General features: G+C 44.8%; 15 protein-coding genes and 1 pseudogene. 2 read left to right on the forward strand and 14 right to left on the reverse strand.

What is annotated here, in order from left to right; translation table 11 throughout:
• Nucleotides 1-16 precede the first annotated feature (16 nt).
• Nucleotides 17-487: a tRNA (adenosine(37)-N6)-threonylcarbamoyltransferase complex ATPase subunit type 1 TsaE gene (tsaE, locus tag ACQP6D_RS01640; RefSeq protein ID WP_267390199.1), complete on the forward strand. Its 471-nt coding sequence runs from the start codon at nt 17-19 to the stop codon at nt 485-487.
• Between the two features lie 2 nt (nt 488-489).
• Nucleotides 490-1,809, forward strand: coding sequence for an N-acetylmuramoyl-L-alanine amidase (locus tag ACQP6D_RS01645; RefSeq protein WP_267390198.1), 1,320 nt, complete (start codon nt 490-492; stop codon nt 1,807-1,809).
• A gap of 89 nt (nt 1,810-1,898) precedes the next feature.
• On the opposite strand, the gene ACQP6D_RS01650 is transcribed toward ACQP6D_RS01645, so the two are convergent.
• The 14 genes and pseudogenes from ACQP6D_RS01650 to ACQP6D_RS01715 form a co-directional block, all read right to left on the reverse strand.
• Nucleotides 1,899-3,287 carry an efflux transporter outer membrane subunit gene (locus ACQP6D_RS01650; protein ID WP_427857269.1) on the reverse strand — a complete coding sequence of 463 codons (1,389 nt, stop codon included), beginning with the start codon at nt 3,285-3,287 and terminating at the stop codon, nt 1,899-1,901.
• On the reverse strand, nt 3,284-4,378 hold the full coding sequence (locus ACQP6D_RS01655) for an ABC transporter permease (protein WP_370387253.1): 1,095 nt from the start codon (nt 4,376-4,378) through the stop codon (nt 3,284-3,286). The genes ACQP6D_RS01650 and ACQP6D_RS01655 overlap by 4 nt, the downstream gene beginning before the upstream one ends.
• A 2-nt stretch (nt 4,379-4,380) precedes the next feature.
• Nucleotides 4,381-5,508 (reverse strand): ABC transporter permease, encoded by a 1,128-nt coding sequence (locus ACQP6D_RS01660; RefSeq protein WP_427857270.1) that lies wholly within the window; start codon nt 5,506-5,508, stop codon nt 4,381-4,383.
• Nucleotides 5,505-7,259, reverse strand: a complete 1,755-nt coding sequence (locus ACQP6D_RS01665) for an ATP-binding cassette domain-containing protein (protein ID WP_427857271.1) — start codon at nt 7,257-7,259, stop codon at nt 5,505-5,507. Before ACQP6D_RS01665 ends, ACQP6D_RS01660 begins: the two co-directional genes overlap by 4 nt.
• A 1-nt stretch (nt 7,260) precedes the next feature.
• Nucleotides 7,261-8,250 carry a secretion protein HlyD gene (hlyD, locus tag ACQP6D_RS01670; protein WP_427857272.1) on the reverse strand — a complete coding sequence of 330 codons (990 nt, stop codon included), beginning with the start codon at nt 8,248-8,250 and terminating at the stop codon, nt 7,261-7,263.
• Between the two features lie 12 nt (nt 8,251-8,262).
• Nucleotides 8,263-8,934, reverse strand: coding sequence for a CerR family C-terminal domain-containing protein (locus ACQP6D_RS01675; RefSeq protein ID WP_369608141.1), 672 nt, complete (start codon nt 8,932-8,934; stop codon nt 8,263-8,265).
• Between the two features lie 204 nt (nt 8,935-9,138).
• Complete coding sequence (locus ACQP6D_RS01680; RefSeq protein WP_427857273.1) at nt 9,139-9,780, reverse strand: hypothetical protein; 642 nt, start codon at nt 9,778-9,780, stop codon at nt 9,139-9,141.
• An 11-nt stretch (nt 9,781-9,791) separates the two neighbouring features.
• Nucleotides 9,792-10,703 carry a phage tail protein gene (locus tag ACQP6D_RS01685; protein ID WP_427857466.1) on the reverse strand — a complete coding sequence of 304 codons (912 nt, stop codon included), beginning with the start codon at nt 10,701-10,703 and terminating at the stop codon, nt 9,792-9,794.
• A pseudogene (locus ACQP6D_RS01690) lies at nt 10,701-10,886 on the reverse strand (phage tail protein); the annotation flags it as partial. The pseudogene ACQP6D_RS01690 and the gene ACQP6D_RS01685, both read right to left, overlap by 3 nt.
• 2 nt (nt 10,887-10,888) lie before the next feature.
• The gene (locus tag ACQP6D_RS01695) at nt 10,889-11,455 is read right to left on the reverse strand and encodes a YmfQ family protein (protein WP_427857274.1); all 567 of its coding nucleotides are present in this window, start codon (nt 11,453-11,455) and stop codon (nt 10,889-10,891) included.
• Nucleotides 11,452-12,504, reverse strand: coding sequence for a baseplate J/gp47 family protein (locus ACQP6D_RS01700; protein ID WP_427857275.1), 1,053 nt, complete (start codon nt 12,502-12,504; stop codon nt 11,452-11,454). The genes ACQP6D_RS01695 and ACQP6D_RS01700 overlap by 4 nt, the downstream gene beginning before the upstream one ends.
• A 25-nt stretch (nt 12,505-12,529) precedes the next feature.
• Nucleotides 12,530-12,880 carry a phage GP46 family protein gene (locus tag ACQP6D_RS01705; protein ID WP_427857276.1) on the reverse strand — a complete coding sequence of 117 codons (351 nt, stop codon included), beginning with the start codon at nt 12,878-12,880 and terminating at the stop codon, nt 12,530-12,532.
• Nucleotides 12,881-12,957: 77 nt separating this feature from the next.
• Entirely contained in the window at nt 12,958-13,638 is a 681-nt protein-coding gene (locus ACQP6D_RS01710) for a phage baseplate assembly protein V (protein WP_427857277.1), read from the reverse strand.
• Between the two features lie 42 nt (nt 13,639-13,680).
• Nucleotides 13,681-14,563: phage baseplate assembly protein (locus ACQP6D_RS01715; protein WP_427857278.1), on the reverse strand; the 883-nt coding region annotated here is incomplete at its 5' end.

Consider the following 14,563-nt stretch of genomic DNA (forward strand, 5'->3'; position numbering starts at 1 on the left):
TTTATCTAAACTCATCATGTCTGCCTCTCACATCCAAGAAACTGTTCTGGCCGATGAAAACGATACCCTACACTTGGGCAGCCGTTTTGCTCAGCATATTAGCCCGCCATTAATCATCTGGCTGGAGGGAGATCTAGGTGCAGGCAAAACCACTTTTACCCGCGGTCTGCTCAGTGCACTGGGCCATCAGGGTGCAGTCAAAAGCCCTACATATAATATTGTCGAAACTTATTCCTTCAATCGATTTGATTTGCATCACTTTGACTTATACCGATTTCAAAGCCCTGAAGAATGGCTGGATGCAGGACTAGACGAACTAATCACTTCAGACAGCGTTGTTCTGATTGAATGGCCGCAGCTTGGCGGTGATCTGGCTCCGCCAGCAGACATTATTTTAAATATCAGAATAAAAGAAAATGGCCGTACCGTACGAATGAGCGCCCTCACGGCCACTGGAAAACACACTCTAAACAAGATCACAGAATAACCATGCCTATTCACATTAGCCGCCGGAAATTATTGATTGCTTCCACCGGTTCGCTTTTAATTAGCCTTACTCCATTTGCCCGTGCCGCTCAGGCCGGCGCCGACATCGTGGCTTCTCGTATCTGGCCGGCCACAGCCTATACCAGAATGACATTGGAATCTACCACACCTATCCAGTTCAAGTATTTTCAGTTGAAAAATCCGGACAGATTGGTCATTGATATTCAAGGTTCCGCCACCAATCAGGTATTGCGGGAGCTGAGCAGCAAAGTGATTCCGATGGATCCGTATATCGCAAGTGTCCGTATCGGCCAGTTTAATCCTGAAACCATCCGTATCGTGATGGATTTGAAAACCACCGTTAATCCGCAAGTGTTTTCGCTGGCGCCAGTGGCCAATTTCAAAAATCGTCTGGTCGTGGATTTATATCCTACCGCTACAGTGGCCATGGAGCAGGAAAAAAACGACCCATTAATGGCACTGTTACAAGACTACAGCCACGGCAAGGTCAATAGCGATGGCACAACCCGTCCTCAGGCCACTGCCTCCACACCGCCGGTACAAAAAACACCTGTAATCAAACCGCCGGTGACTAATCAGCCACCACAGCCCGGCAAACCAAACAAGCTTAACCGCCAGCCGGTTATCATGATTGACCCAGGACATGGTGGTGAAGATCCCGGAGCAACCGGCCCATCTGGGCTGCATGAAAAGGATGTAGTACTGGCTATCGGCAGAGAAATAAAAAAAATACTCGATTCATATGGTTATAAAACCTATATGACTCGCAACGAAGATATTTTTATTCCGTTGGGAGTACGCGTAGCCAAAGCACGTAAACTGCAAGCTGATGTGTTTGTCTCCGTTCATGCCGATGCCTTTACCAATCCATCTGCCAAAGGTACAGGGGTTTATGCCCTTAGCCCCAAAGGCGCCACTAGTGCAGCAGCCAAATATCTGGCGCAGACGCAGAATGCGGCCGACTCAATCGGCGGGGTAAATTATTCTACAGACAAAAATGTCAACAATACCTTGTTTGACCTTACCCAGACAGCCACTATTAACGACAGCCTAAAACTAGGCAAGGATGTTTTAAATCAATTAAGCCGAATCAATAATCTTCACAAAGGTAGTGTTGATCAGGCAAATTTTGCCGTCTTAAAAGCACCGGATATACCTTCAATACTGGTTGAAACTGCTTTTATTTCCAATCCAATTGAAGAACGTTTACTATCCAGCAGTGATTTCCGTCAGAAAGTGGCCAGCTCCATTGCCAGCGGCATAAAGGAATACTTATCTACCGCAATATTGGCTCGACGTTAACAAAATTTCTGTGTTGAACCTATACACGTATATTCCACTTGCCACTTAGATAACGCTATTTTTAGCGGGCAGTAATTAGATTTGCATGCTCAAATGCCTCCGCCAAGTGCCTTGACCACATCTACCATGGCACTGCTGGCTTTGCCTTGAGCCAGTGCAAGTGAGTACTGTGCCTCGGCATACTGCCGTTGCGCTTCAAGTACATCTGCCATAGATATATCGCCAGCACTGAAGCGCCGCTGCTGGCTGCGGAAAACTTGCTGCGCCTGCACCGCTGCTTCAGTCCACTTCGACACAGATTTTTGATAATATTGATAATTACTCATCGCAGTTTCAGATTCATTCAACGCTTTCAGCACTGTTTGCTCATAATCCACTGCCGCCATTTTCTGTCTTGCCTGCGCAGCGTGTATTTCCGCTCTGATTTTGCCCCCATCCATAATCCGCCATGAAATAAACGGAAATACCGACCAGCTCTGATTAGATGAGCGGACTAATTTACCGGATGATAAAGCATCGAAACCACCATTGGCATTAATAGTGAGTTGCGGAAACTGTGCGGCAACCGCCACCCCCACCTCAGCATTGCTGGCTGCTAATTGACGCTCAGCAGCACGGATATCCGGCCGCCTACGCAAAATATCTGCTGGACTACCAGCCGGAATAGCCGGCAAAGAGCGTACTGGAATAGCAGTGCTGACTAGGAATAACTCCTTATTTGGCTGACCACCCGTCAAAATACTCAGCGCTAATGCTTCGGCACGGATGCGGGCTTGTATTTCTGGAATAGCAGCCTGAGCAGACAATAAGCGTGTATCGATATTCTGAATTTCTATTTGAGCCAAATCTCCGGCCTGCACTCGGCGCAACACAATTTTACGTGTCCCACGAAGTGCCTCCAAAATACGCTCTTGGGCTTGTAATTGAGCCTGCGCACTTCTCATATCAAAATAACTGCGCACAATTTCTGAAGCCACGCTAAGTCTAATGGCATCAGCATCTTCCTGTAGCTGCTGATAGCGTGCCGCATCCGCGGCTACACTATTACGCACACGCCCAAACAAATCAATTTCCCATGTAATAGCGGTGCCAGCATAATTTCGCGTTTGATAGCGCTGATTGGGTAAGCTAACGTTGTCACTGTTGCGACTACGTGTACTACGTCCCTCTGCATCCGCTGTCGGCCAAAAACCACTGCGCGTACCAGCCAGTATTGCACGCGCTTCTTCGATTTTGAGTACGGCATGGCGGATATCATGATTATTGGCTAGTCCCTCATCTATAAGCCGGTCAAGTAGCGGATCATGAAAATTTTGCCACCATTTATCCAGAGCCTCTGCCGGTTCATTATCTTTTTCAGGCAACGTCCATTGTTTGGGCATCTGGACAGCGTGTGGTCCCTGATAATGCGGTGCACTGATACAGGCACAGAGCAATAAAGTACCAGAAAACAAAATGGATAAGCGCAATCTATTCATGTTAATTTTTTCCGTACTGAAATAATCGCAATGCTCAGTGTTACACAGCCAATCAAGAGCATCGGCCACGCATTATGGAAAATCTCCTTTGCTGGCATATTTTTAAGAAACACACCATGCAGTATGATGAGATAATGTTTAAACGGCATCAGCTCTGCCAGCCATTGCAGCACCTGCGGCATATTTTCCACCGGCGTGGCAAATCCAGACATCATCACCATCGGTATCATGACCCCAAACACCCCTAGAATTGCCTGCTGTTGAGTGGAACAAAAAGCTGATATGGCCAGTCCGATGCCGATAATGGAAACAATGAATACCATCATCGCCATCAGTAACAGCAGCAATGAACCGGTAAACGGAATGCCGAAAATCAACACTGCCGCTAGAATCATCATTAAAGACAACATAATACTGATGATGAAACCAGGGACACATTTAGCAATGATAATTTCAGCCGGTGTACAAGGCGAAACCAGCAGCTGATCAAAGGTACCCAGCTCCCGCTCACGCGCAATCGACAACGCAGCTGTCATCAGCGCAATCACAAATATCAGAATGCCTGATAATGCTGGTACAACAAACCATCGATAATTCAAATTCGGATTAAAGAAATTTCTAGCCGCAATCCGTTCTGTCTTCTGAGCTTGCATTCCCATATTCTGGACAATTCTCTCAATATAGGAATAGGCAATTTGGCCGGCATTGGCACGACGTCCATCTATAATCACCTGCAAACTGGCAGATTGACCGGCAGCGATATCTCGAGAAAAATCTTCTGGAATAGTAATCGCCAACAGCACCTGTTTTCGGTCTATATCGGCATGCAACGCAGACGGATTGTCTGTCACCAGCACCTTTTTTACAAAACCAGCATGTTCTATGGTTCGCACCAGCTCCTGCGACCAATAACCATTGTCACGGTTATAAACCGATACTGTAACATTGCGCACATCAAGTGTAATCGCAAAAGAAAAAATCATTAACTGCATAATCGGCGGCACAATCAGAATAAATCGCGCCCTTTTATCACGCAGCAAACACAGAATTTCCTTGATAATCTGCGCGCGCAGCTGAAGCGAAAACAGCATCCTTATCCCTCCAGACTTTTATGACATTTTGCTCGTGCCAGAACAAACAACAGTGCCCCGATTAATAGCATGGCTAGCATATCGGTCAATAAGAGCGACCAAACATTGCCTACCAGAAAAACCGTTTGCAGCGCCTCAACAAAATAACGCGTTGGAATAATATGAGTGATCAACCGGATCGGCCATGGCATACTGTCTATTTCAAATAGAAAACCGGACAACATAAACGCCGGCAAAAAACCCGTGAAAGCAGCCAACTGCGCGGCAATAAACTGATTTTTAGCTAATATCGATATCACCAGCCCCTGTCCCAGAGCCGGAATCAAAAATACTGCAGCCAGCATCATCAGCACCAGCCAACTACCCCTGAGCGGCACATCGAAAGCAAATACGGCCATTAGCGCCGAACCAAGCGTTGCCAGCATACCCAGTACAAAATAAGGCAACAATTTGCCCAGCAGTATTTCCGTAATCGTTGCGGGGGTAGATAGCAAGCCTTCCATCGTCCCACGCTCCCACTCTCTGGCCACCACCAGCGCCGTCAAAAGCGTACCAATCATCGTCATAATAATGGCTATAGAACCCGGTATCAGTGAACGCCGGCTTTCCAGTTCTGCGTTAAACCAGAAACGAGGCTGGACTGATACCGGTGAAACAGTACTCTGACCATGCTGAGCTAACCACAGCGAAGCAATCCCTTGCGCATAGGCTGTAACAAAATTTGCGGTATTAGGTTGTGACCCATCCGCAATCACCTGAATCAGCAGATCATTATTACGGCTATGTAAACGAGTTTCTACGTCAGCAGGAATCACAACATAACCTCGAATTTTACTGGCTATGATTGCTGCTTTTGCCTCCTGAGTATGACGCATAGGCAAAACAGTAAAGTAACGTGAACCAGAAAAAGCTGCTGCCAGCGATTGTGCCGTCGGCGTATCTGAGCTTAGTACCACACCTACCGGCACTTTACGCACATCCAGCGAAACAGCAAAAGCAAACAGCAGCAACAAAATAACCGGCAATACAAAAGCGACGAATATTGCCGAAGGGTCGCGTACAATTTGTAGGCTTTCTTTATAAATAAGTGCACCAAGACGGTTCTTAACAGCACTTTTCCCCTGCTTCATACGGCCTCCGTACAGCCATTACGTTCAGCAGAGTTTGCACAATCCGCCGCATCAATCAATCGGATAAATGCCTGCTCCATCGTTGGTTCATCTCCTGCACTTGTACGTACCTTTTCTTTCAACCGGTCGGGTGTATCCAAAGCAATCAACCGTCCTTGATACATCAGAGCCACACGGTCACAATATTCTGCCTCATCCATAAAATGCGTCGTTACCATCACCGTCATCCCTTTCTGCACCATTCCGTTAATATGAATCCAGAATTCCCGACGCGTAATTGGATCTACACCAGAAGTGGGCTCATCCAGAAATAAAACCGGCGGACGATGCATCAGCGCACAAGCCAATGCCAGCCGCTGTTTGAAACCTAAAGGCAACTCATCAGGTGAATGTCTGAGATAAGGTGTCAGCTGAAAAATCTGAATCATCTCCTCAATGCGCTGCTGCTTGGTGCCCCCACTTAAACCATACATACCAGCAAATAAATTCAGGTTTTGCTCCACATTCAGCAAGCCATAAAGTGAAAACTTCTGCGCCATATAGCCCAGTTTCAACTTGGCTTTTTTAGTAGCATGGCGCAAATCCAGTCCGGCCACATGCGCCTGTCCACTGCTCGGACGCAACAAACCACACAACATTTTAAATGTGGTGGATTTACCTGCTCCATTGGGACCAAGCAACCCGAAAATCTCACCTTGTTTTACCTGAAAGCTGGAATCATCTGTGGCTATAAAATCCCCAAATTTTTTTGTTAGATGAATACACTCCACAGCGGCCGTGGCTAAATTAGGAAAAGAAGACATCTTTGCCGCCAGTGCCGACGTCCCTTTCGGACCTCCACCTAGTAAATCAATAAACGCATCTTCAAATCGGGGCGCTAAAGGACGGATCGAGCCCCCTGTGTCCGCAGCCAGCGCCTCAATTTCTCTCGCATCATGACCGTGTCTGAGAACCAGTCGTAAAGAAGCCCCCTGAATTGTGCCATCACAGACACTATCCAAATTCAATGCCCTACTCAAAAGAGACCGCCGGTTTTCATTAAAACCATTTAATCCAAAACTTCTCCCCTGTAGTCTGGCCGTCAAGTCTGACGGTCTACCATCAAATACCAGTTTGCCTTCATTTAGCAGCAGCACCGAATCACACTTCTCTGCCTCATCCAAATAGGCTGTTGCCCATACCACAGCAACCCCGTCCCCAGTCAGCTTTGCCACCATCTGCCACAAATCCTGCCGGCTTAAGGGGTCTACACCAACACCAGGTTCGTCCAGCAATAAAACATTAGGGGCAGCCATCATCGCACAGGCCAATCCCAACTTCTGCTTCATCCCACCGGAAAGCTGACCAGCAAGGCGCTTGGAAAAAGGCTCCAGACGGGTAAATGCCAGCAGCTTACTGAACGATCTTTGGCTTTCCTGCGCATTTAGACCGCGCAATCTGGCATAAAGCTTCATGTTTTCAAGTACAGACAAATCCTCATACAGACCAAAACGCTGCGGCATATAACCCACATTTAGAGCTATACTGTCCGCTTCCTGTACCGTATCTAAGCCGGCAATATTAATGTGCCCACTATCAGGTGCCATCAAACCAGTCATCAGCCGCATTAGCGTGGTTTTTCCTGCACCATCAGGGCCGGCCAGTCCCGTTAGTCGGCCGGGATAAATAGCTGCACTAACATCATGCAGTGCCCTGATCTCACCAAAACAGCGCGAAACCTTATCCAACACCACCGCAGGCCTCTGCGCCATTTCAGACTCCCTTATCGCTCAGCCGAATCGTCACCGGCATACCCTGTTTCAACGCATCATCATCATTCAATACAGTAATTCTGAGCCGGTAAACCAAATCAGTACGCAAATCCGTGGTTTCAACAGATTTAGGCGTAAATTCTGCACGCGGAGAAATAAAACCTATCTGGCCGGAATAAACTTTAGCTGAAGAATCCGTGTAAATAAAAACACGCGTCCCTTGTGCAATTTTCCCCAAAGCCGGTTCATCAACATAAGCACGAACATATACTGGCTTGCGTAGCGACAGCGTATACACCGCATCCTGCGTACTTAGCATACTGCCCGGTTCCCGCACTCGACTCATCACCACAGCATTATCTGGTGCCCGTAGCACCGTATCATTTAAAGCAGTACGCGCCTGTGCCAAATCTGCTTGCGCGCCCCGCAACTGCGCCCTCGCTGCCGCAATTTCTTCAATTCTCGCACCTGATTTTTGCAGCGATAAAGTCTGCTGTGCCGAAGCCAGTGAAGCCACCGCTACATCTCGATCCCTACGTACTTGTTCGAGCGTTTTTTCACTTGCATCGCCTGCTTTGACTAATTGCTGCTGACGCTTTAAATCCGCTTCGCTCTGCTGCAACACCGCCTGTGCTTTTGTTACTGCAGCAGCTGCTACTTTTATATCCTGCTGCCTGTTTCCGGCTTCAAGTTTTTGCAGCTCTGCCTGTGCTTTTGCCACTTCAGCCTCAGCCTGTGCTAATGCATGACGATAAGGCACATCATCCAGCAATGCCAATATTTGCCCTTTTTTAACCTTATCACCCTCTTTCACTTTTACAGACAACAGTCGGCCTGACTGACGAAAACCCATATCAACTTCGCGGATATCAACATTCCCATAAAGCGTCAGCGGCTGTCTGGCTGCCTGATAAAAATGCCATCCTGAGTACAACGCAATTAAAGCAATAACGACAACCACACCAGTCAATATTCGTTTTCTGCTAATCATGCTCCCTCTCCCTCAGGCAAAGACCACCGCGATGATATTGCGATGCACAACTGGCAGTATTTTCTGCAATTCTTCTTCACCAATTGTTGTCCAGTTCATTCGTCTCAAAATACCAGTACGAACCACCCGCCAGACAGCTAGCAACCCAAAAACACTGAAAGTGATCATCGCAGCCTCTTCTTCATCAGTATTACGCAAAACTTTTATCAATCTAATAATTTGCGTCAGCATGGGCCTGATAAATGTTGAAAAAACATATTCAAAAGCAGCTGTAGGCTCCTGCTGTTCACGCATAATCAATTGCGCCCACTCTTTGGTTTTATCACTGGTCAGCAGTTTTAAAAATGTATTTGCCATCTCCAGCAACAAGGGCAAAAGAATTTCCTTTCTTCCATCCTTATCCAATGTCGACCAATCATATTTCTCGAGACAAAGGCGAATCTTGTCTTCTACTGGCGATATTTCACTCTTTAACTGGGTCGTAATTTCTTCAAAAGCCGCTAAATACAGCCCTTGTTTTCCTTTGAAGTAGTAGTTAATCAGTGCCAAATTCACATTGGCTGCATGAGCAAGCTCCCGTGTACTAGCCGCATGAAAGCCATCACGGGCAAATACTTTAATAGCAGCATCAATCAACGCTCGGCGTGTTAAATCACCTCGCTCCGCTTCTTTAAACTCATTCATAAAAATGTCCACAGAATTTATCAAAGTAATATTTTTAATTAAACGACTGATTAAGTCAATCGTTTAATTAAAATTTAGATAAAATTTTAAAATAAAATTAAAAAAAGAATCAGAATATAAAGCATAATAGCGCAAACTTTTAAGTTTTCAGGCATATCAATTTAAAATGCGCCGAGAGTTCCCAGCGCATTTTTCGAATCTTAATTAATAGTTTTTCTTCGCTTCATCCCAGAGCACAAAAATCTGCTCGTTGCTGATATTTAACGTTTGCGTAAGAAAATCCCACATATTGTCATCCATCAGCGTAAAACTTGGAGCTTCCGATATCACATTTCTTACCTTGATTAAATGGTCGCCGACTAGCTCACGCTTAGCAATATCCAGCAATTCCTTTTTATTTTTACTGAATTGCAATTCGATCGCAGTCAAAAACTGGCTGCGGGTGATTATTCCTGCTTTTTCCTTTTTATCTTGCAGACATAATTCATCTGCATTATCCACATCCACCCATGCACCGGCATCTTCTGACCATTCAGTAAAAGGCGCTGGAGCAAAAGTAGTTACATCATCAGGTAGTTTACCAACCGCGACAATAATTTGTTTTTCACCCGTATTCTTAGAATACACGGTTTCACCGCGATGGTCTTCTATATATTCCCACTGTCCATTATTCCATTGCGGAATAAAACCTTTTTTTTGTTCGGGCTCATCAGTCTGAATACACAAGCGTGGGATTAAATAATGGCCCCCTCCCTCAAGAGGGTCTAAATCAGCGCTGGTTATTCCCGTAAAAAAATTGTTTTCATCAAGCTGACAAACAGGAATTTCTAAAGGATAATTTTTCATAACATCGATCCTTAAATTTTGATACAAGCCAATAACGCAATGTTACGAGGTCGGGCCTCATTACCCCCGCTCACATCGGTGGCAAAATCATGGGTGTGATTGCCGTTGACATCAGTGACAAAATAATGGCTGTGAATACCGGAATTATTAGTAGATCCCCATCTTTCGATATTGCCGCCGTTTGATTCAAAATTAGACCCAGCACCATTAGTGCTAATTGGAACCCCATGATTGTGATCGCCATTGTTATGAGTCCAACCGGTATGGTTGTGGGCTCCAGATTCCCACGTTCTGCCATTGTGCATGTGGCTAAGATTTTGACTATCTTGCCATGAACCAAACTTCCGGCCCCCATCAACATTGCGTCCATCGTCCCATGAACGAATAAACTCAGCACGTAAATCTGGTAAATTAAATGTTGTATTTCCATCGCCAGATCCGTACATCGTACCTATTGCGGCAAAAAGATTTGAATATGTTGTCCGCGACAAGGCCGCCCCATTTGCTTTTAACCAGCCGATAGGAGCCATGCTCTGGGAAAAATACATGATTGCGCCAGAAGGTGTCGTGTTTATATCCTTTGAACCATCAAAAGGGACGCCATTAATCAATCGTGCAGTTTTTAGTCTAGTAGCTGAATCTGCATTCCCTGTAGTATCCTGATTACCTGCTATATTAACACCGGGTAAATCAATATCACTTTTGGCATTAAATGTCACACCACCGATTTTTCGTGCAGCAATCAGTTCTGCATAAAGTGCAGTTTTAGCTACCCCATCTTTATCCAGTTTGCAATCAAACAATGCTTTACCTTGCCGTGCTGATAAAGCCGCCAATGCATCATCTGAATCCAGACAATCAATAATCCTAGTTATGCCGGCAACTTTATCTGTGGCACTTGCAGGAACATTGGCGGCAATCAATTTCTTGATAGCAGCAATGACTTGACTCTGATTTGCCTTTTCTGGCTTGATGCCGGCTGCGGTCAGGATGGCGATTAGTTCAGCCTGTACCTGATTCAGCCAGCTGGCAGGTAGAACTGTACCTAGTTCGCTAATACCATCGCCATCGTGAAAAAAGCCGTCCTGTGTATCTATTGGATACATATTTATTTATCCTTATATGTAAAACGTATATCAGTAAATGCCGGTTTTAAATCTTTTAATACACTTTCAATTACGACATCGCCATATGCTGTTAATCTGTCACCGGCAGTAGACATACCTGCACGGAATCGAGTTGCACGGCTGTCTGCATTTTTGATATTTACCCACCATACCCAAATGATGTCTTCACGTGCCAGCCTGTACCCGGCTCGGCTGATACCGACGCGGAAAGGTTGCGGTTCTGTTATGGTGATGTCGTATCCAATGGATGCAGCCATCTGCATGAAATAGGGAATACTCAAGCCGCCTGTTTCGTTGATTTTCGTGATGACAGCCTGTATTCTCTGCTGACCATTCTTGCCGGTAGGATCCAGATTGAGCACTTCCTCCCAGCGTATGATGTAGTTGCCCGATGTACGCGGGTCAATAACCCCAAGCTTGCGGCGTGCAGCATTCTGGATTTCATCCAGACAGGCACCATCAACGGCGGCTGCATTTCTTATTGTGGTGGCGGTACGGTTGTAAGCGACTGGGGGTAGTAATCCTAATAGGGTATCTTTGTAGTTCATAGCAAGCCCACATCAACCTCACCAAGCATAAACCACTCTATTTTTTTGTTTGTTTCAGCCACCAGATTACCCTTAGGCAAAGTCATTTTTCGGTCTGTCACGCTTGCTACATCACTGATTACAGCTTCCAGCTGAGAGGCAATTACACTATCACCTGGTTTTAATGCGCTGAAATGTTCTTGTAGTGCTTGTTTAATATCGTTTGCAGCTTTGTCAAAAGCCCCTCCCGACAGGCTAACTTTCACTTCTATGTCTACCTTGGTTACATCAGGCTTGATTACCATACTGTTTTTAGCAGTAACAGGGCGCACAGAATCAATATAATTTTGTACTTTACTAACTATGTCGTCACTGGGCACATTATCACCACTGGTAATAACCACATCGACCGTACCTAATCCGCGGCGTAAGGGATAAACATAAGCACTGGTCACCCCATCCACACTCAAAGCCCAAGCTTTATAATCATATTGATTACCTCCGGCCGGTGGACGACGCAATAAATCAAGCAAACGATTTAATAAAGAATTGTCACTTTCAACATCAGTACCACCAGTCACATCAAGGTTTACCAGATCACTGGATACACCCACAGGAGCAGCCATAAACTGTGCTGTCTTATTATGTTGATTTGATATGGCACCAGGCTCAAGCGACCTTATGCTCAAAACAACAGTACCATCTTCTTTAATGTAAGCTTTTTCCAAAACCGTATATAAATGTTCTCCACATTTAATTTGCAAATCAGCATCAATTGATGATTGCGGAATACCATGTGCGATAACAGTACCACTGGCCGAAGTCGCATTTTTACGTCGTATGCCACGCAGATTACAATGTCTTTCCAGAAAATCCGTATCTGCCGTATCTGGAAAAAACTGTTTTAATATCCATGCCTGATGGGCATACTGACCAGTGGCACAACTGGCCAAACTACTAGCACGTATATAATTATCACTATCTGAAGAAACATCTGTTTCTGGATTTAATGAAACCATATCACGCAAAATAGCCTGACGGATCTCTTCAAAGGTAGGAATATTATGCATATTTAAAATCCATTTAATTATTCTTTCAGATTACTTTAACCGGACATTCAAATATAAATTTTTCTCCTGTTATCTCAGTTACCTGTATATTCAAATGAAGCTGGCCATTATGTGTCTGCAAAGTTGTCACAGAAATATCTGTTGCACGTCCATCATCAATAATGGGCTGTAATGCTTGCTGTGCATACTGTTGAGCAAGTAAGCTAACAGATTGCACATCTTTCTCACGCTCCAATGTATAAAGCAACGAACCCAATTTTTTATCTCCCCAATAGCTGCCCAGCGGCGTCATCAGACGCAGATAAACAGCGTTTTGCAGATTATTGATTGTATGTCCGCTGTAATCACCATTTCGGGTATTAATTTCTCTGTCCATAAATCATTCCATTTATATATTTTTATAATTTACTTGTGTTACAGCATTAAAATAAAGCTGAACAGCTTTAGTAGATTTCAGACAGGTTTGCCTACACTTACAGTATGATCATGTTCAGTCAGACTGATACCATCGGCTTTAACATCACCTACCGTAGTAAAGCTGCCTTCAGTTTGAACAACATTGCCAGAAAAGGTTGCACCCTGCCCCCCTTTAATTTCCAATCCGCCATTTCCATTAATCTGACCCGCAGCAGTAATTTCCTGAGAACAACTAACATTACAAGCAGTAATATCCACACCAGCCTGAGCATCAATACTAATCCCGGCAGCTGCTTCAATTTTCACACCAGCTGGAGCCTTAATATTCAAAGTCTCACAGTCAATTTCTATCAATCTGCCATTCTTTAATGTAATAGATGCGCCAGACTGGTTATAAACAGCCACCTCACCAGAAGCCAAAGCTTTTATACGATATGCCCCATGCTCAGTTCCAATAATAATGCCATGGGTGGTTTGTCCGCTTAGCGGTAAAATAATAGCTTCAGAACCAACCGGCGGATTACTGGTAAAACCGAATTGCTGTATATGCTCCACATCCTGTAACAACTCATCAGCTAGAGCAGAAATTTGTGCAGATTGAATCGGCTCAGTAGCATTGACACGTGTCAACCTGCCTCGAAAAGCCTGCCGCACAGAACTAGTTGTATTAGAAATGGTTGTCCGGGTTTTATTAACTAATTTTGCAACATAACTCATTTAATACACCCATTATTGTTATAAATTTGTTTCAACTCATTACTAACGTTTCAATTGATTAACTTGCCGGTTAGTCACTCCTTTACGTTTACCTTTGCGTGAACGCGCAGCAGCAGACTTTTTCACATAAGCATCTGGAGTCCAAATTCCATCTTCTTTTAAGCGAAGTTCTGTCATCGTTCCTCCGCTTCGGCTCAGAGAAAACCGACGTCCCATGATAAAAAAAATCGCATCTATCTGCTGATCTTCATCGATAACATGTACCCTTTGCCCGGGTTTCCATAAAACACCATTTTGGGTTTTATGATCGGCAACAGTAACTGTTAAAGTAAAACCTTCAAGGCGCCAGTCAGAAAGCATTTTCTTAGCCTGAACTTTGAGCTGTTCCAGATTTTCAGCATCACCAATGACAACCGTTTTAGGTTTATATAACGTCATGGTTTCATCTTTATAAACCCATTTCAGATCATGCTTAGATGAGTTGGCATAGCGTGTATGGCTTTGTCCAAGAAACGTTACTTCCGAATAGCGATTTTCCGTACTGTACTCAATTTCAATACTTTGAATATTACGCCGATTGTCATTTTTACTATGACACAATGAAGCTACAGGCTGGCTAGCATAATCGGCTCCTCCAACTACCAGCGTACCATCAGGTTCAAGCCAGACATGCAACCCAGCTTTATAGGCAATTTTGCTCAGTGCCTGCCAAGCCGTTTCCCCCGGCTCTATGTCAATCTTGTCCAATACCGGATTCTTTTCCGCCTTTAAAACCACATTTTTAATCTGCGGCCATGGTTTGACAATTTTTTGTGCAGCACTTAATACATTCATTCCTTTGACATTAATTTGTGCCACACTGCAATCAACCAGTAATCCGGCAAGGTCGCGTCCATTAAAAGAAATACTGTGATTATTTTTATCG

The organism is Snodgrassella sp. CS2 (assembly GCF_050310315.1).
In the GTDB taxonomy this organism is placed as follows: Bacteria; Pseudomonadota; Gammaproteobacteria; order Burkholderiales; family Neisseriaceae; genus Snodgrassella; species Snodgrassella alvi_E.

Bases quoted from the DNA above. Each gene is read 5' to 3' on its own strand.
- tsaE (WP_267390199.1), top strand. From the start codon at position 17: ATGTCTGCCTCTCACATCCAAGAAACTGTTCTGGCCGATGAAAACGAT.
- ACQP6D_RS01645 (WP_267390198.1), top strand. From the start codon at position 490: ATGCCTATTCACATTAGCCGCCGGAAATTATTGATTGCTTCCACCGGT.
- ACQP6D_RS01650 (WP_427857269.1), bottom strand. From the start codon at position 3,287: ATGAATAGATTGCGCTTATCCATTTTGTTTTCTGGTACTTTATTGCTC.
- ACQP6D_RS01655 (WP_370387253.1), bottom strand. From the start codon at position 4,378: ATGCTGTTTTCGCTTCAGCTGCGCGCGCAGATTATCAAGGAAATTCTG.
- ACQP6D_RS01660 (WP_427857270.1), bottom strand. From the start codon at position 5,508: ATGAAGCAGGGGAAAAGTGCTGTTAAGAACCGTCTTGGTGCACTTATT.
- ACQP6D_RS01665 (WP_427857271.1), bottom strand. From the start codon at position 7,259: ATGGCGCAGAGGCCTGCGGTGGTGTTGGATAAGGTTTCGCGCTGTTTT.
- hlyD (WP_427857272.1), bottom strand. From the start codon at position 8,250: ATGATTAGCAGAAAACGAATATTGACTGGTGTGGTTGTCGTTATTGCT.
- ACQP6D_RS01675 (WP_369608141.1), bottom strand. From the start codon at position 8,934: ATGAATGAGTTTAAAGAAGCGGAGCGAGGTGATTTAACACGCCGAGCG.
- ACQP6D_RS01680 (WP_427857273.1), bottom strand. From the start codon at position 9,780: ATGAAAAATTATCCTTTAGAAATTCCTGTTTGTCAGCTTGATGAAAAC.
- ACQP6D_RS01695 (WP_427857274.1), bottom strand. From the start codon at position 11,455: ATGAACTACAAAGATACCCTATTAGGATTACTACCCCCAGTCGCTTAC.
- ACQP6D_RS01700 (WP_427857275.1), bottom strand. From the start codon at position 12,504: ATGCATAATATTCCTACCTTTGAAGAGATCCGTCAGGCTATTTTGCGT.
- ACQP6D_RS01705 (WP_427857276.1), bottom strand. From the start codon at position 12,880: ATGGACAGAGAAATTAATACCCGAAATGGTGATTACAGCGGACATACA.
- ACQP6D_RS01710 (WP_427857277.1), bottom strand. From the start codon at position 13,638: ATGAGTTATGTTGCAAAATTAGTTAATAAAACCCGGACAACCATTTCT.